19 protein-coding genes and 1 pseudogene are annotated in these 21,413 nt (G+C 69.0%); 11 read left to right on the top strand and 9 right to left on the bottom strand.

Features of this window, described 5'->3' with window-relative positions; translation table 11 throughout:
* A partial coding sequence (locus tag HKK72_RS24295) for a CapA family protein (RefSeq protein WP_187236728.1) occupies positions 1 to 401 on the bottom strand: 401 nt, incomplete at its 3' end.
* Between the two features lie 141 nt (positions 402 to 542).
* On the opposite strand from HKK72_RS24295, the gene HKK72_RS24290 reads away from it, so the two are divergent.
* Both HKK72_RS24290 and HKK72_RS24285 read left to right on the top strand, forming a co-directional pair.
* Entirely contained in the window at positions 543 to 1,712 is a 1,170-nt protein-coding gene (locus tag HKK72_RS24290) for an aminotransferase class V-fold PLP-dependent enzyme (RefSeq protein ID WP_187236727.1), read from the top strand.
* A gap of 156 nt (positions 1,713 to 1,868) precedes the next feature.
* On the top strand, positions 1,869 to 2,954 hold the full coding sequence (locus HKK72_RS24285; RefSeq protein ID WP_315987422.1) for a CapA family protein: 1,086 nt from the start codon (positions 1,869 to 1,871) through the stop codon (positions 2,952 to 2,954).
* A gap of 45 nt (positions 2,955 to 2,999) precedes the next feature.
* Here HKK72_RS24285 and HKK72_RS24280 read toward each other — a convergent pair whose 3' ends face one another.
* Positions 3,000 to 4,400 (bottom strand): GH1 family beta-glucosidase, encoded by a 1,401-nt coding sequence (locus HKK72_RS24280; RefSeq protein WP_410050338.1) that lies wholly within the window; start codon positions 4,398 to 4,400, stop codon positions 3,000 to 3,002.
* A 111-nt stretch (positions 4,401 to 4,511) separates the two neighbouring features.
* Here HKK72_RS24280 and HKK72_RS24275 point away from each other — a divergent pair, with 111 nt between their 5' ends.
* The 5 genes from HKK72_RS24275 to HKK72_RS24255 all read left to right on the top strand — a co-directional run bounded on the left by HKK72_RS24275 (position 4,512) and on the right by HKK72_RS24255 (position 8,917).
* Complete coding sequence (locus HKK72_RS24275; RefSeq protein ID WP_187236729.1) at positions 4,512 to 5,066, top strand: TetR/AcrR family transcriptional regulator; 555 nt, start codon at positions 4,512 to 4,514, stop codon at positions 5,064 to 5,066.
* 88 nt (positions 5,067 to 5,154) lie between these two features.
* On the top strand, positions 5,155 to 5,733 hold the full coding sequence (locus tag HKK72_RS24270) for a hypothetical protein (protein WP_187236725.1): 579 nt from the start codon (positions 5,155 to 5,157) through the stop codon (positions 5,731 to 5,733).
* Positions 5,734 to 5,788: 55 nt separating this feature from the next.
* Positions 5,789 to 6,691, top strand: coding sequence for a hypothetical protein (locus HKK72_RS24265; RefSeq protein WP_187236724.1), 903 nt, complete (start codon positions 5,789 to 5,791; stop codon positions 6,689 to 6,691).
* Positions 6,692 to 6,901: 210 nt separating this feature from the next.
* Entirely contained in the window at positions 6,902 to 7,999 is a 1,098-nt protein-coding gene (locus tag HKK72_RS24260) for a ferritin-like domain-containing protein (RefSeq protein ID WP_222721072.1), read from the top strand.
* A gap of 204 nt (positions 8,000 to 8,203) precedes the next feature.
* On the top strand, positions 8,204 to 8,917 hold the full coding sequence (locus HKK72_RS24255; protein ID WP_187236722.1) for a hypothetical protein: 714 nt from the start codon (positions 8,204 to 8,206) through the stop codon (positions 8,915 to 8,917).
* A 5-nt stretch (positions 8,918 to 8,922) separates the two neighbouring features.
* On the opposite strand, the gene HKK72_RS24250 is transcribed toward HKK72_RS24255, so the two are convergent.
* From HKK72_RS24250 to HKK72_RS24240, 3 genes are all read right to left on the bottom strand, one after another.
* On the bottom strand, positions 8,923 to 10,539 hold the full coding sequence (locus HKK72_RS24250) for a cytochrome b (RefSeq protein ID WP_187236721.1): 1,617 nt from the start codon (positions 10,537 to 10,539) through the stop codon (positions 8,923 to 8,925).
* A gap of 162 nt (positions 10,540 to 10,701) precedes the next feature.
* Positions 10,702 to 12,177 (bottom strand): glutamate--cysteine ligase, encoded by a 1,476-nt coding sequence (locus HKK72_RS24245; protein ID WP_187236720.1) that lies wholly within the window; start codon positions 12,175 to 12,177, stop codon positions 10,702 to 10,704.
* Between the two features lie 72 nt (positions 12,178 to 12,249).
* A complete protein-coding gene (locus HKK72_RS24240; protein WP_187236719.1) occupies positions 12,250 to 12,591 on the bottom strand; it encodes a YidH family protein in 342 nt (113 codons plus the stop codon).
* A 116-nt stretch (positions 12,592 to 12,707) separates the two neighbouring features.
* Here HKK72_RS24240 and HKK72_RS24235 point away from each other — a divergent pair, with 116 nt between their 5' ends.
* Positions 12,708 to 14,051: a sensor histidine kinase gene (locus HKK72_RS24235; RefSeq protein ID WP_187236718.1), complete on the top strand. Its 1,344-nt coding sequence runs from the start codon at positions 12,708 to 12,710 to the stop codon at positions 14,049 to 14,051.
* 48 nt (positions 14,052 to 14,099) lie between these two features.
* Here HKK72_RS24235 and HKK72_RS24230 read toward each other — a convergent pair whose 3' ends face one another.
* On the bottom strand, positions 14,100 to 14,651 hold the full coding sequence (locus HKK72_RS24230; protein ID WP_187236717.1) for a YceI family protein: 552 nt from the start codon (positions 14,649 to 14,651) through the stop codon (positions 14,100 to 14,102).
* A 120-nt stretch (positions 14,652 to 14,771) separates the two neighbouring features.
* Positions 14,772 to 15,365: an RNA polymerase sigma factor SigE gene (sigE, locus tag HKK72_RS24225; protein ID WP_187236716.1), complete on the bottom strand. Its 594-nt coding sequence runs from the start codon at positions 15,363 to 15,365 to the stop codon at positions 14,772 to 14,774.
* 185 nt (positions 15,366 to 15,550) lie between these two features.
* On the opposite strand from sigE, the gene HKK72_RS24220 reads away from it, so the two are divergent.
* Positions 15,551 to 17,149 carry an acyl-CoA synthetase gene (locus HKK72_RS24220; RefSeq protein WP_187236715.1) on the top strand — a complete coding sequence of 533 codons (1,599 nt, stop codon included), beginning with the start codon at positions 15,551 to 15,553 and terminating at the stop codon, positions 17,147 to 17,149.
* Between the two features lie 97 nt (positions 17,150 to 17,246).
* Positions 17,247 to 18,614, top strand: a complete 1,368-nt coding sequence (locus HKK72_RS40065; protein WP_222721071.1) for a serine/threonine-protein kinase — start codon at positions 17,247 to 17,249, stop codon at positions 18,612 to 18,614.
* Positions 18,615 to 18,682: 68 nt separating this feature from the next.
* Here the strand turns inward: HKK72_RS40065 and rho are convergent.
* Positions 18,683 to 19,792 (bottom strand): annotated as a pseudogene (gene rho / locus HKK72_RS24210) (transcription termination factor Rho); the annotation flags it as partial.
* 480 nt (positions 19,793 to 20,272) lie between these two features.
* Here rho and HKK72_RS24205 point away from each other — a divergent pair.
* Positions 20,273 to 21,046 (top strand): enoyl-CoA hydratase/isomerase family protein, encoded by a 774-nt coding sequence (locus tag HKK72_RS24205; protein ID WP_187236713.1) that lies wholly within the window; start codon positions 20,273 to 20,275, stop codon positions 21,044 to 21,046.
* Between the two features lie 30 nt (positions 21,047 to 21,076).
* Here HKK72_RS24205 and HKK72_RS24200 read toward each other — a convergent pair.
* The coding region (locus HKK72_RS24200; protein ID WP_187236712.1) for a cell division protein SepF at positions 21,077 to 21,413 on the bottom strand (337 nt) is incomplete at its 5' end.

Below are 21,413 nucleotides of genomic sequence, written 5' to 3'. Positions count from 1 at the left end.
TCGCGCAGCCCGGCCTCGCCGTAGTCCATCCCGTGGTTGTTGGCCATGGTGACCACGTCGACTCCGGCGGAGCGCACGGCCTGGAAGGCTGCGGGCGGAGCCCGGAAGACGAACTGCTTCGGCGCCGGAGCGCCGCCCGTCGTGACGGCCGTCTCCAGATTCACCATCGCCAGGTCGGCGCTCTTGAGCCGCTCGGCCACCGGGCCGAAGGCGGTGCCGGGGTCGGCGTCCAGGCGGGCCCGGAGCTGTCCCTCGAAGTGCACGTCGCCGCCGAACGCGACGGTGAACGGCTGCGCCTTCGCAGCCTCGCCGGCCACGGAGGCGAGCGGCCCGCAGCCGGTGGTCAGCGCCAGGGTCACCCCCGCCGTCATCCCGGCCGCCGTCATCAAGCCGAACCGCATCCGCACCCCTCGAAGCCCGTAGGCGCCCCGTCGGCACCGCGTCGTCGTCGCCTGTTTGGATGCGGTGGGAAGACCTGTGGTTCGGGCTGGGTACTGTCGGTCGCGCGACAGCAGGCGGTCGGCCGGGAAAGGATTCCAATCGTGGACATCGAGCGGATCAGGGCCGAGACACCTGGGTGCGCGGAGGTCGTTCATCTCAACAACGCCGGTGCGGCGTTGCCGCCGGCGGTGGTGCACGACACCGTGGTCGATCATCTGCGGCTCGAGACCCGCATCGGCGGGTACGAGGCGGCCGACGCGGTGGCGGACCGGCTGACCGAGTCCTACGAGGTGCTCGGCCGGCTCGTCGGCGCGTGTTCCGAGGAGATCGCGTACGTGGAGAACGCCACCCGTGCGTGGGAAATGGCGTTCCACGCGATCCCGTTCAAGCCCGGTGACCGGATCCTCACCACGACGAGTGAGTACGCCAGCAACGCGCTCGCCTTCGTCCAGGCGGCGGCTCAGTACCGGGTCGCTGTCGAGGTCGTGCCCGATGACGAGCACGGACAGCTGTCGCTGGAGGCGCTGGCGGGGATGCTGGACGACGGCGGGGTAAGGCTGGTCGCGATCAACCACGTGCCGACGCACGACGGGCTGATCAACCCGGTCGTTGAGGTCGGCCGGCTGGCCCGGGCTGCCGGTGCGCTCTATCTGCTCGACGCCTGCCAGTCGATCGGGCAGCTGTCCCTCGACGTCACCGAGATCGGTTGTGACCTGCTGTCGGCGACCGGCCGCAAGTTCCTGCGCGGGCCGCGTGGGACCGGTTTCCTCTATGTTCGCCGGGACGTGCTCGAGGACCTGCATCCTCCGTTCGTCGACCTGCGGGCGGCCGACTGGACCGGCCCGGACTCCTACGATCTGCGGCCGGACGCCCGCCGGTTCGAGACGTGGGAACGGTTCGTCGCCGGGCAGCTCGGTCAGGCGCGGGCGGCGGCGTACGCCATGGACATCGGCCTCCCGGCCATCGAGGAGCGGGTGCTGGCGCTGGGGGCCGGGCTGCGCGCCGCCCTCGCCGAGCTCCCCGGCGTCACGGTGCACGACCGGGGCCTGCGCAAGAGCGGCATCGTGACGTTCACGCACGCCGACCTCGCCGCCGCCGAGATCGTAGGGCTGCTGGCCGAGCGGCGGATCACCATGCGCGTGGCCGAGCAGACCTACCGCTATGACGCCGGTCGCCGGCCGGTGCCGAGGGTGCGCGCGTCGGTGCACTACTACAACACCGAAGAGGAGCTCGACCACGCGACCGGTGTGCTGGCCGGTCTCCTGGGCTGAGCCGCGATCGCCGAACCCTCTCCACGCCCGCCCGCACCTCGCGGAGCCTCCGCTCGGTGCCCGCCGGCGGAACGTCGGCAAGGTCACGATGGCGAGCGGCGGACGCGACGGCGTGAGCATGGCATTCTGGGGCGACTCGAAAGCCTGGGAGGCAGGGTGCGTTCGAACTCGGTGCTGGTGTCCGCTCTCGCGGGTACCGCCCTGCTGGCGACCTCGTGCGGTGGCGGTGACGAGCGCGTCGCGCAGGGCGACACGGTGCCGCCGACCGGCTCGTCCGCCCGGTCCTCGGCCCCGGCGAAGCGGCCGCCCGCGAAACAGCCGATCATCCTGGCGTTCGGCGGTGACACTCACTTCGAGGGCGGGTTGCGGTCGCGTCTCGCCAACCCGTCGACCGCGCTCGGGCCCATCACCGGCACGCTGCGCCGCGCCGACCTCAGCATGGTGAACCTCGAGACCGCCATCACCACCGGGGGCACGCCGGCTCCGGGCAAGGAGTTCACGTTCAGGGCGCCCGCCACGGCGTTCACGGCGCTGAGGGCGAGCGGGGTCGACGTCGTCTCGATGGCGAACAACCACGGCATGGACTACATGGAGTCCGGCCTCAGCGACTCCCTGCGGGCCATCAAACGATCCCGGTTCCCGACCGTCGGGATCGGCCGGAACGCCGATGAGGCGTACAAGCCGTACCGCGTGACGGTGAAGGGCAATCGGCTGGCGATCATCGGCGCCACGCAGGTGCTGGACGACCACCTGATCTCCGCGTGGACGGCGACCGACGCCAAGGGCGGCCTCGCGTCGGCCAAGAACGTCGGGCGCATGGTGCAGGCGGTCCGCGAGGCGCGGCGGGGTTCTGACGCGGTCATCGTCCACCTGCACTGGGGCGGTGAGCTGGAGGCCTGCCCGCTGCCCCGCCAGCAGCAGCTCGCCAAGGAACTGATCGCCGCGGGTGCCGACGTCATCGTCGGCGGTCACGCGCACATCCCGCTCGGCAGCGGCTATCTGCAGGGCCGCTATGTCAACTACGGGCTGGGCAACTTCGTCTTCTACTCGGCCAACGGCCAGACAGCCAACTCCGGAGTGCTGCTGCTGAGGCTGCAGGGCCGCAAGGTCACCAAGGCGGTCTGGAAGCCGGCCCGCATCTCCGGCGGGCTGCCCCAGCCGCTGACCGGCGCCGCCGCCACCGCGGAGCTGAACCGCTGGAACGGCCTGCGCCGCTGCACCGGCCTCACCGCCACCCCCTGACCCGCCTCCCCGCCGCGATCTCGCAGCCGGTGGCGGCCGCGGCCGTCAGCGGGCGCGGTGGGCGGCGATGAGGTCGCGATACCAGGCGTACGACGCCCTCGGGGTGCGGCGCTGGGTCGCGTAGTCGATGTGCACCAGGCCGAATCGCGGATGGTATCCCTCGGCCCACTCGAAGTTGTCCATCAGCGACCAGACGTAGTAGCCCCGCACGTCCACGCCTTCGTCGATCGCCTCGCGCACGGCCCGCAGATGGGCGTCGAGGAAGGCGACGCGGTCGGCGTCGTCGAGGCGCTCGTCGTAGGAGCAGCCGTTCTCGGTGATGTGGACCGGCGGCAGTGCCCCGCCGTAGCGCCGTCGCAGGTCCAGAAGTAGATCGCGCAGCGCCTCGGGTACCACCGGCCATCCCGTTCCGGTGGTCGGGCGGCCTTCCACCGGCCGGATGTCGAAGGGCAGCGGCCCCTCCGGGGCGGCCGCCAGCAGGTTCGGCTGGTAGTAGTTCACGCCGAGGGCGTCGATCGGCGCCGAGATGACGTCCAGATCGCCGTCCCGTACGACCGGCAGGTCTCCCGGGTCGGCCGGGCCGGCGCCGTGGCCCGCGGCGAGCGCGCCGGCCGCTCCGAGGGCGGACAGGTCGGGGTAGCGGCCGAGCAGGATCGGCTCGGTGAAGAGCCGGTTGATCAGGATGTCGAAGGCCTCGGCGGCGGCGATGTCCCCGGCGGTCTCGCCGGCCGGCCACGCGGGGATGTAGTGGTTGGCGATCGCGATGCGCCGGGCGCCGCGGGCGCGCAGCGCGCCGACCGCCAGCCCGTGGGCGAGCAGCTGGTGATGCGCGGTGGGCAGCGCGTCGAGCACGAGCGCCCTGCCGGGCGCGTGGAGGCCGAACGCGTAGCCGTACGCCATCACGACGACCGGCTCGTTGAGCGTCATCCACATTCCGACCCGGTCGGCCAGCCGCTCGGCGACGGCATCGGCGTACTCGGCGAACCGGTGGGCGGTGTCGCGGTTCAGCCAGCCGCCACGGTCCTCGAGCGGCTGCGGCAGGTCCCAGTGGTAGAGCGTCGGGTTGGGCGTGATGCCGTGTTCCAGCAGCCCGTCGGTGAGCCGGTCGTAGAAGTCGAGGCCGGCCGCGTTGACCGGGCCGGCGCCCGTGGGCTGGATCCGCGGCCAGGCCACCGAGAACCGGTAGTCGTGCACGCCGAGCCCCGCCATGAGCCGTACGTCCTCGGGCCAGCGATGGTAGTGATCACAGGCGACGTCGCCGGTGTGGCCGTCCCGGGTCCGCCCGGGCTCGTGGGAGAAGGTGTCCCAGATCGAGGTGCCCCGGCCGTCCTCGTCGACCGCACCCTCGATCTGGTACGCCGCGGTGGCGACGCCCCAGCGGAACCCGGGTGGAAGGCTCCGCGCCAGGTCGGCGCCTTCATCGAACGCGAAGATTCTTCGGGTCACAGGTCGTGAGAATCTTGCCCGAATGGGGATGATGTCAAGGTGACGGAGGCCAAGACGACTCCCTTGCGTCGCCATCCGGCGCAGCGTCGCAGTGTCGAGCGGGTAGGGCGGATGCTCGACGCCTGCGCCGAGATCCTGGACGAGTCGGGGTACGACGGGCTCTCGACCACCCGTATCGCGCACCGGGCGGGCGTGGCGATCGGCTCGGTGTACCAGTTCTTCCCGGACAAGCGGGCCGTCGCGCAGGCCCTTGCGCTCCGCAACCTGGAGATGTTCGGTGATCGGGTGTCCCACCGGCTGCAGCACGGCGGATACGGGCACTGGTCCGACGCGGTCGGCGTCGTCATAGAGATCTTCGTGGAGATGCACCGGACGGTGCCCGGCTTCCGGGTGCTGCGTTTCGGCGACGTGGCCGACCTCCACCTGCTCGACGCCGCCGCCGACAACAACTCCGTGGTGGCCGACCGGCTGCGGGCGATGGTGGTCCGGGTCTTCGGCCTGACCGACACCCCCGAGCTGGCCCGCGCGTTCGCCATCGCGGTGGAGGCCGGTGACGCGGTGCTCAAGATGGCGTTCCGCCGGGAGCCGGGGGGCGATGCCGCGGTCGTCGCCGAGGCCGATCGGCTGATCCGCGGATATCTCGCCACGCATATCGATGGTCGCTGACGACCGAGGGAACGAACCGACGCCCGAGGCGGTCTTATGGCAGACTCCCTGAGTTCCCCATGAGACGCAATAAGACGGGTGAAACGTCGTGGACTTCAACCAACTCCAGACACAACCGCGCCTGCTCGTTCGGCAGCGCGTTCGGCTGGCCGTCAACCAGTACGAGGTGCACACCGTGGCGCCCGACGGCAGCGAAGGCGAGCTGATCGCATTCGCGCAGCAGAAGCGGATGGCGTTCAAAGAACAGGTGACCATCTACACCGACGACAGCAAGCAGTACCCCTTCCTGGGCTTCAAGGCCCGCAAGAGGATCGACCTCGGCGCCACTTACGACATCACCGACCACAACGGCGCTCCCATCGGCAACTTCCGCAAGGACTTCAAGCAGTCGCTGCTGCGGTCGACCTGGCACCTCGAGCAGCCCGGCCTGGGCATCACGACCGGCCAGGAGCGCAGTCCCGTGGTGTCCATCCTTCGCCGCTTCATCGACTCGCTGTCCTGGCTGCCGTACCACTTCGACTTCAAGGCCGGCGAGCAGGTCGTCTTCTCGGTGGACAAGAAGTGGGGGTTGCGCGACCGCTACCTCGTGGAGATCCAGGACCCGAGGCTCGACCGCAGGCTCGTCATCGCCCAGGCAATCGCTCTCGACGCGCTGCAGGGCCGCTGAGCAGGGCCCTTGAGCAAGGCCTTCGCCGGCCGCCGCTCCGGAAGCGAGGACCGAGATGGGGAGCGATGACCTGACCCGGCCCCGTGTCGGCACGGCGGCCGAGGTGCCTTACATCGCGCTCCCGCCCACGGCGGTCGGCACCGCGGTGGGCGGCCCGCCCGGGCTCATCGTGGCCTGGCACGGATTCGACCCGCCGTGCACCGAGGCGGCCTTCGCCGCCGCCGTGCCGATGACCGGTGTGCCGGCATGGCGGGTCTATCCGGGCCTGCGGCCGCCCGGCGGAGGGCCGTCCGACGTGCGCGACCAGGTCTACCTCGATCTGTTCGGTCCGGCGGTCGAGCACGCGGTCGACCGGCTGCCCGATGTCGTCGACGAGATCCGGCGGGTCCTCGGCTTGGACGAGGGGCCCGTCGGGCTGGCCGGTTTCTCGGTCGGCGCAGCTGCCGTGCTCCTCGCCCTCGCCACCGGGTCGGTGCCGGTCACCGCGGCCGCGCTCGTCGCGCCGGTCGCCGCCCCGGCCCGGGCCGTCGCCGCGCTCGAGCGCCGCACGGGCCGGCCGTACGAGTGGACCGACCGCACCAGGGCCATCGCCGAGCGGCTCGACTTCACGGCCCGGGCCGGCGAGATCGCCGAACGTGACGCGGCGCTGCTGCTGGTGGGCGGCACCGGGGACGACGTCGTCACGCCGGCCGACGTGGCCGGCCTGCGCGATCTGCTGATCGCCCGTGGGGCGACGACGGTGGAGGCGGCCATGTTCCGGATGGCCCACGCGCTCGCCTCCGAACCGGGCACCGACGCGGCACCGCCGATCGCGGACGCCGTCAGCGTGGACAACGCTCTCACCGACTGGTTCCGCGCTCATCTCACGGGTACGACGCGGGCGCCGTGGCCGGACCCCGGAATCTGGGCGACCTCCTGGGCAGGAGCCGATCGGCCGGGCTCCCCGGCCACCCTCTGATCCCGATCTCGGGTCGGCTGGATCTGCGTGCGCCGTTCTGCGCCGTCTTACTTTGTCGCGCCTTAGCGGAAGTTTCGCCGGTTCAGTAGTAAGTGCTTGGGTATAGCCCCTATCGGCTTTACGTGATACCAACGGATGTAAAGCAGGTCGTCGCCTGTGAATCCAGGCGTCCGCTGGCGACCTGAAGCGAGGGAGGGCTCGCCCGTGACGATGCACGACCGCTACACCAGCCCCGTAGACCTCGGCACCTGGGACGTGCCCAGTGCCGGCGCCGCCCGCTTCACCTGGGAGTACGACGGTGGCCGCGATCGGCTGCTGGCCCTGTACCAGAAGGGCAAGGACAAGCAGTGGGACGCTCAGATGCGGATCGACTGGGATGTCGAGGTCGATCCGGTCAACGTTGCCGGGCTGCCGGAGCAGTTCAACCCGCTGATCGGCTCCGACATCTGGAACAAGATGTCGCAGCGCGAGCGCGACGAGTTCGGCCGGCACCAGGGGTCGTGGCTGTTCAGCCAGTTCCTCCACGGTGAGCAGGGCGCGCTGAACGTTTCGGCCAACATCGTCCAGTCCGTACCCGACCTGGACTCGAAGTTCTACGCGGCGACCCAGACGATGGACGAGGCGCGGCACGTCGAGCTCTACGCCAAGTTCGTCAACGAGAAGATCGGCATGGTCTACCCGCTCAACCAGGACCTCGCCAAGCTGCTCAAGGAGTCGCTGAGCGACAGCCGCTGGGATCTGCCGTACCTCGGCATGCAGGTGCTGATCGAGGGCCTGGCCCTCGCCGCGTTCGGTCTCTACCGCGACATGGCGACCAACCCGCTGGTCAAGCAGCTGCTCAGCTACGTCATGCAGGACGAGGCCAGGCACGTCGCCTTCGGCCGCCTCGCGCTCAAGGACTACTACGCCGAGCTCACCGAGAAGGAGCGCGCTGAGCGCGAGGAGTTCGTCGTCGAAGGCTGCTACCTGATGCGCGATCGGTTCAAGGGCAAGGAGATCTTCGAGACCCTCGACATGCCGGTCGACAAGTGCATGGAGTACGTCGACCAGGGCGAGCTGTACACCCTGTACACCTCGCTGCTGTTCAGCCGCATCGTTCCGTGCGTTCGCGACATCGGGCTGTGGGGCGACAAGGTGCAGGCCGCCTACGCCGACATGGGCGTGCTCGACAACGCCAAGGCCGACCTCACCGCACTCATGCGACAGGACGAGGAGATCGCGGAGAGGTTCGACAAGGAGAAGCACGAGCGCGAGCTCGCGATCCGGCAGGGCGAGGTGAACGCGGCCATCGCTCTGGGCGCGGAGTGAGGAAAGCCGAGTAAAGAAAAAGGAAAACGACTAAGTGGTCGGCGCGGTGTGTCTTGACCGTGCCTTTCGCATCATTGTCGATTCCATGGTGCGACCCCCTGAGGTGTACTAACGTCCCCGGTCAGCGGTGTCGCCCGGGACCAACGGTTCCCCGGCGAATACCCAGGGTCAATAGATCGGATTCAGTCATCCCGGGGGGGAAAAGTGAATCGTTCGATCAGAAGTCTGCTGAGGGTGTCGGCGTTCGCCTCGTCGGCGGCGGTGCTCGGCCTCGCGGTCGCATCGGTGCGGACCGGCGCCGGAGAGGAGCCGGCGTCCTATGCGGTCAGGAACGCCGCCGGCCCGGCGGCGCCGGCCGGGGCGATGAACGGCGGCCCGCAGCGGGCCGTGACGGGGCTGGGCACGGGAGCCGTCAAGGAGTCCGGCCTCAGAATGTCGTCGTCGGGCGTCGTCGCGAAGTGCGCCGCCACGGCGGGCCGGGCCGTGCGGGCGCCCATCGGGCCGGCGACCGGCGGGCGGGTCGGGCGGCTGCCCACCAAGCCGCCGGGCCTGCCGGTCGGTCCGCCCGCCGACTACCACGTCCCGGTGCACGACCCCAACGCCGTCCTGATGCTGAGCAAGCAGGTCAGCGATCCGTTCGGCGGCATGACGCTGACGGGCGCGAGCGTGGACACCTCACCGGGCACCCCACGGGTGGTCCGCGAGTTCGGTGCCGCACGCTGCGACGCGCTGCGGCGTACCAGTGTCGTACGCCCGGTGAGCGGGGTGACGCCGCAGGCGCAGCGTCGAGACCTCACCGATCCGGTGACCTCGCTGAGCGCGGCGACCGGAGGGCTGACCCGCCCGCAGGCCGGCCGGCCCGGTGACCTCCTCGGCCTGTCGCACCTCACCGGCAAGCCCCGTGCGTCCAGGCGCTGAGGGCGTCACGGGAGGCGTTCGGTCTTGGTGACGGGGATCTTCTTCTGCGCACCGTCGCCGCGCGGCGGTCCCAGATCGGCGATGAAGTGCTGATTGAGCTTGATCCGTACCTTGGCCAGTGGCCGCCGCGTCGCCGGATGCTCGACGCCGTCCATCTCGGGCCCGCTGATCGGAACCGCGACCGGCGGCCTGGGCTGGACGATGGGCGCGATCTCCTCCTCGGTGGGGCGCCGCATGACCTCCTCGTACGCCCCAGTGGGCAGCAGCTTGATGATCCCGGTCTCGACGCCGTGCTCGACCAGGTGCCGCTCTCTGCGCTGCAGGCCCAGACAGATCCGGTACGCCACGATGTAGCCGATCACCGGGCCGAGGATCACGGCGAAGCGGAAGAACCAGGTCGTGGCGTACAGCGGGACATGGAACGTCACGGCGAGGACGTCGTTGCCGCCCGCCGCCCACAGCAGCCCGTAGAAGGTGCAGCCGGCGACGCCGAGACCGGTGCGGGCGGGCACGTCGCGGGGCCTGTCCAGAAGGTGGTGGATCTCCCTGTCACCGGTGACCCACCGTTCCAGGAACGGATAGACGGCCAGTCCGGTGAACAGTGCGCCCGGGACCACCAGCGCGGGCACGATGACGCTCATCGGAAGCGTGTGGCCGAGCAGGTTGATCTCCCACGCGGGCATCAGGCGAAGCGAGCCCTCCAGGAACCCCATGTACCAGTCCGGCTGGGAGCCCGCGCTGATGGCGGCGGGGTCGTACGGCCCGAACAGCCAGACCGGGTTGATCTGGAAGAACGTCGCGAGCAGTGTGGTCACGGCGAGGATCCACATGAAGAACGCCGTCGTCTTGCCGATGAAGACCGGGAAGAACGGATAGCCCCGCACGGTCCGGTTGGTGCTCCCCTTGCCCGGGAACTGCGTGTGCGTATGCATCCACGTCAGCACGACCGCGTGCAACGGGATCAGCGCGAGGAGCAGACCGGGGATGAGCAGGACATGAATCGTGAACAGCCGCGGAATGAGCATGGTGCCGGGGAACTCCCCGCCGAACAGGAACATCGAGAGGTACGTCCCGACCACCGGGACCGCGAGGATCACGCCCTCGAGGATCCGCAGGCCGGTGCCGGACAGCAGGTCGTCGGGCAGTGAGTAGCCGAACAGCCCGTTCACCAGGACCAGCATGAAGAGCACGACGCCGATGATCCAGTTGAGTTCGCGTGGTTTGCGGAAGGCACCGGTGAAGAAGTTGCGGAGCATGTGAACGACGATCGCGGCGAGGAAGAGGATCGTCGACCAGTGATGGATCTGGCGCACCAGCAACCCACCGCGGATGTCGAAGCTGATGTGGAGCGTCGACGCGTACGCCTCGCTCATCTTCACGCCGCGCAGGTTCGCGTACGACCCGTCGTAGATGACCTCGTTCATGCTGGGCTTGAAGAACAGCGTGAGGAACACGCCGGTGAGCAAGATGATCACGAACGAATAGAGTGCGATCTCGCCCAGCAGGAAGCTCCAGTGGTCGGGGAACGCCTTGCGCAACGCCTTCTTGCCGAAGCGCGCGCCGCCGAATCTTACGTCGATGGCCCTGCCGGTCCCGGCCAAACTCTTGGGGGTCTTGTCCATGCCAGATCTCCCGCGATGGCGGCTCCCCGAAAGAAGTCACCTGGCTGGTCGCCGAATAACACTTCCGCTGCTACCCCTCAAAATGTCATAGAAGCACAGGCAATGCCATATCTAGCTAAAATACCGCTGGTCGTCGGCCATTTTTACCCGGACTTGGTTCGGTTATAGCCCGATGGGCCAGGTGTGGACGGGTTCGTTGGTGTGCATCAGCTCGATGTAGCGCCGGGTCATCAACCTGAGCGCCTCGTGCCGGTCGATGTTGAACGACTCCTCGATCGTCCGGAGCGTCTCGATCTGCCAGGCGGCCCCGTTCTGCCCGGTCAGGCAGCGCTGCTCGATGATGCCCAGCAGCCGGTCGCGGTGCGCCGGATCGACCCCCCACCGATCCAGCCCCTCGTGCGCCATCGGCAGCAGCCGGCGCAGCCCGAGCTCGGCGGCGGGAACGTCTCCGAGGCCCGGCCAGTAGAGCGAGGCGTCGATCCCGTGCCGTGCGGCGCTGTGCAGATTGTCCGCCGCCGCGGGGAACGACATCTGGGACCAGACCGGCCGGTCCGCCTCGGCCAGCGTCCGCACGAGGCCGTAGTAGAAGGCGCCGTTCGCCACGATGTCCACCACGGTCGGCCCCGCGGGCAGCACCCGGTTCTCGACGCGCAGATGCGGCTTGCCGTTCACGACGGCGTAGATCGGCCGGTTCCAGCGGTAGATCGTGCCATTGTGCAGGGTCAGCTCGCCGAGTTCGGGGATGTCACCACGGTCGAGGGTGGCGAGCGGATCCTCGTCCTCACAGATCGGCAGCAGCGACGGGAAGTACCGGGTGTTCTCCTCGAAGAGGTCGAAGACCGAGGTGATCCAACGCTCGCCGAACCATACGCGCGGCCGCACGCCCTGGGCCTTCAGCTCCTCGGGCCGGGTGTCGGTGGCCTGCTCGAACAGGGTGATCCGGGTCTCGTGCCACAACTCGCGGCCGAACAGGAACGGTGAGTTGGCGCCGAGCGCCACCTGTGCCCCGGCGATGGCCTGCGCGGCGTTCCAGTGCGAGGCGAAACCGTCCGGGCTGACCTGCAGGTGGAACTGCGTGCTGGTGCACGCGGCCTCCGGGGTGATGCAGTCGGCGTAGGTCGCCAGCCGCTCGGTGCCGTCGATGGCGATCCGGATGTCCTCGCCGCGCGCCGCGAAGACCTGCTCGTTGAGCAGCTTGTAGCGGTGGTTGGAGGACATCGAGTCCTCGCTGATGTCGGTCTCGCGCAGGGTGGGCAGGATGCCGATCAGCACGAGCTCGCCGCCGATCTCCTGCGCCCGCTGATCGGCGTGGTTGAGGTTGCCGCGGATCTCCTGCTCGAGGTCGGCGCTGGCGCCGAGTTCGCGCGGGGGAACGTTGATCTCCAGGTTGAACAGCCCCAGCTCGGTCTCCCAGGCGGGGTCGGCGATCGCGTCGAGCACATCGTTGTTGCGCATCAGCGGCATGGCGTCGGCATCGACGAGATTGACCTCGATCTCCAGGCCGATGTGCGGACGATCGAACTCGAACTGCGATTCCTGGAGCATGCGGGCGAGCACGTCCAGGCAACGGTGCACCTTGTCCCGATAGCGGCGGCGATCGTCTCGACTCAACGAGACCGGGGTGACATCCCTGCCCATTCGTTCCCTCCACCTGAAGAGTCCATCAGGTGATCTGCCACCGGCGGAGTCGGTCAAACCCTCTCCTTTGGGTTAGCCTCGTACGAGAAGGGACACGGTCAGTGTGGCGCCGGCGGCGAAGACCAGCGCGGTGAGACCGATCGCGAATCTCGGTGGGGGCAGCGACTCACCCGTACGGAGAGCCCGCTGGCACGATCTCCAGTGGAAAAATGCCAGGACACTCAGCACCGCGCCGCTCACGATCGGTGCGATGGACAGCGTGATCCGCACCCCTGGAGGCCCGACGCGGCTGCCGAGTTCCGCGAGCGCGACGCCACCGGCGATCAATGCCAGAGCGGTGCGGATCCAGGAGAGAAAGGTCCGTTCGTTCGCCAGTGTGAATCGCGGGTCCGGTTCCCGAGGCTCCAAGTCCATGGATCAATGGTTGCGCAGGCCACTTCCATGGATCGCATCTGCCCGCTCGGTTGGATGCGATCTTGACGGGGGAAGTAGCCAGACACGTCGTCGCACACGCGGTTCGGGGGGATCACATGCGGCTGCGACCCCGGTCGATTCGCGTCCGGGACACGCTGATCGCCACTTTGGTCTCGCTTCTCGCTTTCGGTCTGCCGGCGGCGGGGATCGATCTGCTGATCCGCGAAGGCGCCGAGGAGCATCACTACCGGGACATCGAGTACGCGGCCCGTCGTGAGGCGATCGATCTGCGCACGCCACCGCCGCCGCGCAATCCGATCCCACCGGATCCGAACGGCGTCGATCTGATTCAGGTCGTCGACTCGACCGGACGCGTCATCTACGCGACCAGGAGGGCCGGGCAGATACCGATCACCTCGGAGCGGCCGCCGCAGGGACAGCTGTTCCGCAACTTCGTTCACTGCCGCACCGGCCGCAGCTGCCTGTTCGTCCATGTGACCCGGGTGTCGCAGACCGAGATCCGGCCGACGGGCACGGTGTACGTCTACGCCGCCAAAGAGGTGCCGACCATGCTGGCGCCCGGGGTGCTGGAACTGATGATCCTCACGGTCGTGCTGGCGCTGGCCGGGCTGTCCTCCTGGATCACGTGGCGCGTGGTGGGCCGGACGCTCGGGCCGATCGACGCCATCCGGCGCCAGCTCGCCGAGATCACCGCCAGCGATCTCAGTCGCCGGGTCCCGGAGCCGGGCAGTGAGGATGAGATCGCGAACTTGGCGCGTACCGCCAACGCCACGCTCGACCGGCTGGAACGGTCGGTCAACCGGCAACGGCAGTTCACCGCGGACGCCTCACATGAGCTGCGCACCCCGGTGGCCGGGCTGCGCGCCAACCTCGAAGACGCGCTGATGCACCCAGGCGATGCCGATCTCGAGGGCACGCTAGAGGCGGCGCTGAGGGACACCGAACGGCTGGAGGCGATCATCACCGATCTGCTGTTGCTGGCCCGGCTCGGTACCAGCGCGGGCGGCACTCAGGAGAAGATCGACCTCGCCGGACTGGCCACCGACCAGGCGCGCGGCCGGCGGACCGAGATTCACCGGAACCTTGTGCCCGGCGTGACCGTGGTCGGTGTGTCCATGCAGCTCAGTCGGCTCCTGGGCAATCTGCTCGACAACGCGGAGGCCCACGCGGAGAGCCGGATCGACATCGAGGTGCGGCGGGAGGGCGACGATGCCGTGGTGACGGTGACCGACGACGGGCCGGGCATCGCGCCGAAGGAGCGCGAGCAGGTGTTCCGGCGGTTCACGCGGCTCGACACCGCCCGCAGCCGCCAGGCCGGCGGCACCGGCCTGGGCCTGGCCATCGCCCGCGACATCGCCAGGGCGCACGGCGGCACGCTGACCGTCGAGGACAGCCCGAAGGGCGCCCGATTCATGCTGCGGCTCCCGCTCGGCGGGTAGGCCTGGTGGCCGAGCGGGAGCCGGACCTCGTCGAGGCCGGACGCCCGATCAGGCGGCCAGAACGGCCTGGATCTCGAGCTGGATCTCGACCTTGTCGCCGAGCAGGACCTTGTCGCCCTGCAGTGGGACGTTGAACTCGAGGCCGAAGTCCTTGCGGTTGATCGAGGTGGTGGCGCTGAAGCCGGCCCGCGTGCCGCCGTACGGGTCACCGCCGACGCCGTTGAACTCGACGGCCAGCGTCACCGGGCGGCGCACGCCCCTGATCTCGAGCTCGCCGTCGACGAAGTAGTCGCCGCCCTCGGCGCGGACACCGTTCGTGCTGAAGGTCATCAGCGGGTGCTTCTCGGCGTCGAAGATCTCGGCGGACCTGAGGTGCGCGTCGCGGTCGGCGTTGCGGGTCTCGACCGAGGTGACCTTGATCTCAGCAGTCGCGGTCGAGGTCGCCACGTCGTCGCCGACGACGACCTGGCCGGAGAAGTCGGAGAAGCTGCCGCGCACCTTGCTCATCAGGTGGCGGATGACGAAGGTGACCTCGGAGTGGGCCGGGTCGATATTCCAGGTGCCCTGGGTGAGGCCGGGGGCCACAGTGCTGACGGTCATGATGTCTCCTCAGTTGCTTGAAGCTTCAACTACTAGACCATACATCGTTGAAGCTTCAAGTTCTATTCCCGCACGCGAGGTTACCGCATGGGTCTCTCTGTGGATCCGCCGCTCAGCTGATCAGCCGGACACGTGCTCCAGTGCCGCCGTGGGGCGACGGTGCTCCAGAGCGGCACGAAGCTGGGCGCGCCCGCGGTGAATCCGGCTGCGCACTGTGCCGAGCTTGACGCCTAGGGTCGCGGCGACCTCCTCGTACGTCAGACCCTCGATGTCGCACAGCACGACCGCCGCGCGGTACTCGGGCGCCAATGCTTCGAGCGCCGCCTGTACATCCGCGTCGAGACTGCTGTCGTCGTAGGCCTGGGCGGGGCTGGGCTCTCGGCCCTGCAGTCGTTCCGCGGACTCGTCGGACAGCGCGTCGAACCGGATCCGCTGCCGGCGCCGGGCGCCGTCGAGGAAGAGGTTCGTGGTGATGCGGTGCAGCCAGCCCTCGAAGGTGCCCGGGGTGTACGAGGACAACGACTTGAAGACCCGGACGAACACGTCCTGCGTGAGGTCCTCGGCGTCGTGCTTGTTGCCCGTCAGCCGGTAGGCCAACCGGAACACCCTGGTCGAATGCTGGCGGACGATCTCCTCCCAGCTCGGAGGAGTCCACGCGACTACACCTACACCCACGACTACCCCCCCTGATGCCAAATTGTTACCGCCCAGCATGCCCTTACCCCAATAAAAGCCACGTAAGGCGCCAAGCTCAAAGTTGCTACAGCACTCTCACCGCAGCGTGGGGGGGCGTGTCGTGTGAGTGAAGTCACTGGACATACTGTCAATAGGCGTTGAGGTGCCACCGACCAGTAGGAATGATCAGTGGATTCTGGTTCGCCACGACCCCGAGGAGCCTCATGGGGCAGCGCAGCTACAACCTGGCCGACTTGCTCGAGATCCTCGTGGAGGCCGGGCCGGACCGACCCGCGCTGGTGGCAGGTGACCGGCGACTCACCTTCGAGCAGCTCAACGTCCGGGCGAACCGGGTGGGCCACCATCTCGCGGCGCACGGTGTCCGGCCGGGCGAACATGTCGCGATCCTGTCCTACAACCGGGCCGAGTGGCTCGAGGCGATGTTCGGGGCTTTCAAGATCAGGGCGGTGCCGATCCCGGTCAACTACCGCTATGTCGCCGCCGAGCTGCATCACGTGCTCGCCGACTCGCGGTCGGTCGCGCTCGTGGGCGAGCGCTCGCTGCTGGCCGGCGTCGAGGACGTACGCGAGCGGCTGCCCGAGCTCCGGCACGTCCTCGTCCTGGAGGACGGCGGCGGCCAGGACATCCCCGGCGCGGTGCCCTACGAACCGGCTCTCGCCGCCGCGCGAGCGGACGACGATTTTCCGCCGAGGTCGGACGACGACCGCTACATCGTCTACACCGGCGGCACCACCGGGTATCCGAAGGGCGTCGAGTGGCGCTGCGAGGACATCTTCTTCGGCGCGCTCGGCGGCGGGAACGCCCTCGGCGACCCGATCTCCAGCCCCGAGGCCATCGCCGACAACGCGGCCAAGCCGCCGCTGCCGGTGGTCGACTGCGCGCCGGTCATGCACGGCGCCGGTCAGTGGGTCGCGTGCATGGGGCTCTTCGGCGGCTCCAAGGTCGTGCTCTATACAGACCATGCCTTCGATCCCGCCAAGGCGCTCGGCCTCATCGCCGAAGAGCAGGCCAACGTGCTCATGATCGTGGGCGACGTCATGGCCTGGCCGGTGGCCGAGGCTCTCGCCGCGGGGTCGTACGACACGTCGTCGCTGGTGGCGGTCGCCTCGGGCGGCGCGCCCCTGACGGCGGGCGCCCGAGAGGCGCTGCGCCGGCACCTGCCGGACGTCATGTTCCTGGACAGCTACGGCGCCTCCGAGACCGGCGCGTGCGGTCCGTCCGTCGAGGGCGGGGCGGGCGACCAGGGCACGGCACGGTTCATGATGAACCCGTCGGTCACCGTGCTCCGCGACGACCTCACCCAGGTCGCACCGGGCGAGATCGGCAAACTGGCGCGCAGCGGGCACATCCCGCTCGGCTATTACAACGACCCCGCCAAGACCGCGTCGACGTTCTTCCAGGACCCCGACGGCAAGCGGTGGTCGATCCCCGGCGACTTCGCCACGCTCGCCGAGGACGGCACGATCATCCTGCTCGGGCGGGGATCGCTCGTCATCAACACCGGAGGGGAGAAGGTCTACCCCGAGGAGGTCGAGGTGGCGCTCAAAGACCACCCCGACGTGTACGACGTGGTCGTCGTCGGTCTGCCCGACGAGCGGTTCGGCCAGCGGGTGGCCGCCGTGGTGGCTCCGGTACCGGGTGCCGAACCGACCCTCGAGGCGCTCACCGAACACTGCCGTGGCCGGCTCGCGGGCTACAAGCTGCCCCGGCGGCTCCAGCTGGTACGGGAGGTCCAGCGCACCGCCGTCGGTAAGTCCGACTACGCATGGGCCCGGTCCGTCCTCAACGGCACGACGTCTTAGCCGTAGAGGGACCCTCGCTTTACCGGTAAAATTTGGTCAAGTGACAATCTTCGTGACACTGGGCATGTTGTGCCCCTAATCGGTCTAAAAACCTATTATGGGTGCAGAGGGAATTCTGCTCGCGAAGCGCTACCGTCTGCTTTCGGTCGTCGGTCAGGGCGGAATGGGCACGGTATGGCGGGCACATGACGAGATTTTGGGTCGGGATGTGGCGGTCAAAGAGGTGGCCCTTCCTCAGCGGTTAGCCGACGGCGGCAGGCTGCTGCGCCGCCGGTTGATCGCCGAGGCCAGGGCGACGGCCGCGTTGAGCCATCCGGGCGTCATCACCGTCCACGACGTCGTCGAAGAGGACGGCCGCCCGTGGATCGTGATGGAACTGGTCCGGGCGCGGTCGCTGCAGCAGGTCATCGACCATGACGGGCCGCTCGAGCCCGGGCGGGTGGCCGAGATCGGCCGCAGTGTGCTGTCGGTCCTGCGGGCCGCCCACGCCGTGGGCATCCTGCACCGCGACGTCAAGCCCAGCAACGTGCTGTTGACCGAGGACGGCAGGGTGGTGCTGACCGACTTCGGGCTGGCCATCAGCAAACGCGAGGGTGCGAGCTCCCGGTTCCGGGGGGTCGAGGGCTCTCCGCCCTATGTCTCGCCCGAACAGGTGCGGGGCGACTGCATCACCGAGGCATCGGATCTGTGGTCGCTCGGCGCGACGATGTACACCGCGGTCGAAGGTCGCTCACCCTATGGTCGGCGCGACCCGCTGGCGTCTCTTATCGCCGTCTTGATCGAGGCCTACCGGCCGCCCATGCACGCGGGCCCGCTACGACCGGTCATCGACGGGCTGCTCACCAAGAACCCGGCCTGCCGTATGAGCGCCGAGCGGGCGGCAAAACTGCTCGACCGCGCGGTGAATCACAGCAGAGCACCGTGGTGCCGCGCCCGCCTGCAGGCGGGCGCCTTCGCGTGTGTGGTGATCCTTGCGGCGGTCGTGGCCATGGTCGGCGCGTGGTCGTCCCGGTGGAACTCGGTCGGCACGGGTGAGACGGTCTCGGTCGTCGACGCGAGCGCCCGCGGCACCGTCTCTTACCGCGGACCCGGTTTCTCGGTCGACGTGCCCGCGGACTGGATGCGGGTCATGCGCAGCGACGGCGTCTATTGGTACGACCCGCACGCCAGCCACCATCTGCGCATCAGCCGTGCCGCCGGTGATCCGCTCAACGGCCTGCAACAGGCCGAGAGAAGCGCCATGGCGAACGCCAGCTTCCCCGGCTATCGCAAGCTCCGCCTGGAGGCCGCACCGGAACTCGGAGAGGGTGCCGCCGAATGGGAGTTCACCTGGGATCAGGGCCGGCTACGCGCTCTCGATGCCAGGGTGAGCGGACACGACATCTTCTTCGTCGGACTCGACGATCACTGGACCCCCAGCCAGCGCCGCTTCGACGCCATCCTGCAGTCCATCCAGACGTTCTGATGGCCGCGCAGTGTTGAACTGCCGCGCCTCCGGCGCGGCGGCTCGCGGGACCCTTGGTCCACAGAAGCTCAGGTGGTGCGTTGGACCTGGAGGAGGAACTCGGCGTTCGAGGAGGTCTCCTTGAGCTTGTTGAGCAGCAGTTCGAGGGCCTGCTGGGAGTCGAGGGCACTGAGCACCCGGCGCAGCCGCCAGGACAGCTCCAGTTCCTCGGCCGACATGAGGAGTTCGTCGCGGCGCGTGCCGGAGGGGTTGACGTCGACGGCGGGGAAGAGCCGTTTGTCGGCGAGGGAGCGGTCGAGCTTGAGCTCCATGTTGCCGGTGCCCTTGAACTCCTCGAAGAACACGTCGTCCATCCGCGACCCGGTCTCTACGAGAGCGGTCGCCAGGATGGTCAGCGAGCCGCCCTGCTCGGTGTTGCGAGCGGCACCGAAGAACTTCTTGGGCGGGTACAGCGCGCCGGCTGCGACGCCTCCCGCGAGAATGCGGCTGCTGGACGGCGACGTCAGGTTGTAGGCGCGGCCCAGCCGGGTGATGGAGTCGAGCAGCATCACCACGTCACGGCCCTGCTCGACCAGGCGCTTGGCCCGCTCGATGGCCAGTTCGGCGACCTCGATGTGCTCCTTGGCCGGGCGGTCGAACGTGGAGTGGATGATCTCGCCTTCCACCGACCGCTGGATGTCGGTGACCTCCTCGGGCCGCTCGTCGACGAGCACGACCATCAGATGGCACTCGGGATTGTTCTGGGTGACCGCGTTCGCGATCGCCTGCAGGACCATCGTCTTGCCGACCTTGGGCGGTGACACGATCAGGCCGCGCTGTCCTTTGCCGATCGGGCTCACCAGGTCGATGATCCGGGGGATGACCGCGCCGGTGTCGAGGCGCAATCGCTCCTGCGGATGCAGTGGCGTCAGCGTGGCGAAGTGCGGCCGGTCCAGGCCCGGCTCGGTGCCGTTCACCGTGTCGACGTGGACGAGCGCGTTGGACTTCTCCCGGCCCGACCGGGGCGCGCGTGCCGTGCCTTCGAGGGCGTCGCCGCTGCGCAGGCCGTTCGCACGGATCTGCGCCGCCGAGACGTACACGTCGTTCGACCCTGGGAGGTAGCCGCTGGTGCGAATGGACGCCTGCTTGTCCTGTACGGACAGCAGCCCGGAGAACGGGATGATCAGGTCGTCACGGGTCGGCCGGGGAACCGTCTTGGCGCCCCCGGCCGGCTGGGAGGGGCTGGTAATCGTCATTTATGTCCTTTCGCGGAGCGTGAACACGCTCCGGCAGCGGGTCCGCGTATGGGCGTGGCGCCCTCGGTGCGAACACGGGGAAATCGACACTCAGCGGCACGGGCAGGCGGGCTCGGCCCTGGCCATTCACACCTCGAAAGGGCGGCGAGGAGGGAAATGGGGGCCGTGGCGCTCAGATCGGCCTGGCTACACCGATCCCAGAATCCGGATCGACGAGGTCAGCTGGCGGCTGAGAAGCGCCTGCTTCGTTGTTGAGGCGGAAGCTCCGGCGCTACTCCGAGCGTACCCCACTCCCGCGTCGATCACACGGGGGGTGAATCATTGATTCCCACGTTGGGCCGCGCTCGCGCCGCGCCACGCACCTCGGCCGGCCGCGCCTTTGCGGGGACGCCCCGGGCAGTCACGCGATCAGGAAGGCAGTCCATGGCCGCTCTCACCTCCGAGATCTCGGGCGGCATCGCCACGATCACGATCGACAACCCGGCGAAACGCAATGCCATGACGGCGGCGATGTGGCGGGCGCTTCCGGACCTGCTGAACGGGCTGGCCGAGGACGAGAGCGTACGGGTGCTGGTGCTGACCGGATCGGGTGCCCACTTCTGTTCCGGCGCGGACATCTCCGACCTCGCCGACGTCGACCGCCTCGACGGCGACTATCTGTCGGTGGCCGCCGAGGAGGCGCTGGCCGGCTTTCCGAAGCCCACGATCGCGGCCATCCAGGGTTATTGCGTCGGCGGCGGCTGCCTGCTCGCGGCCGCGTGTGATCTGCGCTTCGCCGCCGCGAACGCGAGGTTCGGCATCACGCCCGCCAGGTTCGGGCTGGTCTATCCGGTGTCGGCGACCGCCCGCCTCGTCGGCCTGGTGGGGTCGGCGGCGGCCAAGTACCTGCTCTACTCCGCCGAGCTGATCGACGCCGCGCACGCCCTGCGCATCGGTCTGACCAGCGAGGTCGTGGACCGGCTGGACGAGCGGGTCGCCGGCTTCGCCGCCATGTTGACCACGCGTTCCCAGCTCACGCTGCGGGCCACCAAGGACATCGTGGACGCTCTGACCGCCGGCTCGCCGATCGAGGAGCGGGTCGGCGAGTGGCTGCGTGAGGCGCGTGCCGGCGACGCGGCCGAAGGGGTCTCCGCGTTCCTCGAGCGCCGGCCCCCGCGCTTCACCTGGAACGGGACGACGCCCGCCGGTCCGCCATGACCGAGTGGCGTGCGGCAGCGCACCGAGCGGTCAGGCCGCCGCGCCGTCGGGCGTCAGAAGAAAGACCGCGGGCGCGATCCTCTCGATCCGTCCGCCATGCCCGAAGGCGAGGCCCGCGCCGAAGTCCAGGAATCGCATCACGGTGGACGCGTCGGTCTCGGTGAGGTCCATGATGACCGTGGCTCCGGTACGGAACAGGTCGCCGATCACCGGCGCGTCGCTGTTGAACTGACGGGCGTGCAGGGTCGCGATGTGGTGCCGCCGAGGCTCGGCGGGCGCGGATCGCGCTTCGACCATCTCGTGGTCGCTCGGTTCGTCGTAGCCGCCGAGCTGCTCGGGCTCCTCCGTGAGCCCGAGCGACAGCATC

The sequence above is a fragment of the Actinomadura sp. HBU206391 genome, from assembly GCF_014323665.1.
Taxonomy (GTDB): domain Bacteria; phylum Actinomycetota; class Actinomycetes; order Streptosporangiales; family Streptosporangiaceae; genus Actinomadura_C.
Note: the sequence above shows the minus strand (reverse complement) of the source record. Positions and strands in the feature narration are given on the sequence as shown.

Coding starts and splice junctions, on each gene's coding strand:
- HKK72_RS24275 (WP_187236729.1), top strand. CDS start 4,512: ATGCTCGACGCCTGCGCCGAGATCCTGGACGAGTCGGGGTACGACGGG.
- HKK72_RS40065 (WP_222721071.1), top strand. CDS start 17,247: ATGGGTGCAGAGGGAATTCTGCTCGCGAAGCGCTACCGTCTGCTTTCG.
- HKK72_RS24250 (WP_187236721.1), bottom strand. CDS start 10,539: ATGGACAAGACCCCCAAGAGTTTGGCCGGGACCGGCAGGGCCATCGAC.
- HKK72_RS24240 (WP_187236719.1), bottom strand. CDS start 12,591: ATGGACTTGGAGCCTCGGGAACCGGACCCGCGATTCACACTGGCGAAC.
- HKK72_RS24230 (WP_187236717.1), bottom strand. CDS start 14,651: ATGACCGTCAGCACTGTGGCCCCCGGCCTCACCCAGGGCACCTGGAAT.
- HKK72_RS24220 (WP_187236715.1), top strand. CDS start 15,551: ATGGGGCAGCGCAGCTACAACCTGGCCGACTTGCTCGAGATCCTCGTG.
- HKK72_RS24265 (WP_187236724.1), top strand. CDS start 5,789: ATGGGGAGCGATGACCTGACCCGGCCCCGTGTCGGCACGGCGGCCGAG.
- HKK72_RS24260 (WP_222721072.1), top strand. CDS start 6,902: ATGCACGACCGCTACACCAGCCCCGTAGACCTCGGCACCTGGGACGTG.
- HKK72_RS24205 (WP_187236713.1), top strand. CDS start 20,273: ATGGCCGCTCTCACCTCCGAGATCTCGGGCGGCATCGCCACGATCACG.
- sigE (WP_187236716.1), bottom strand. CDS start 15,365: ATGCTGGGCGGTAACAATTTGGCATCAGGGGGGGTAGTCGTGGGTGTA.
- HKK72_RS24235 (WP_187236718.1), top strand. CDS start 12,708: ATGCGGCTGCGACCCCGGTCGATTCGCGTCCGGGACACGCTGATCGCC.
- HKK72_RS24245 (WP_187236720.1), bottom strand. CDS start 12,177: ATGGGCAGGGATGTCACCCCGGTCTCGTTGAGTCGAGACGATCGCCGC.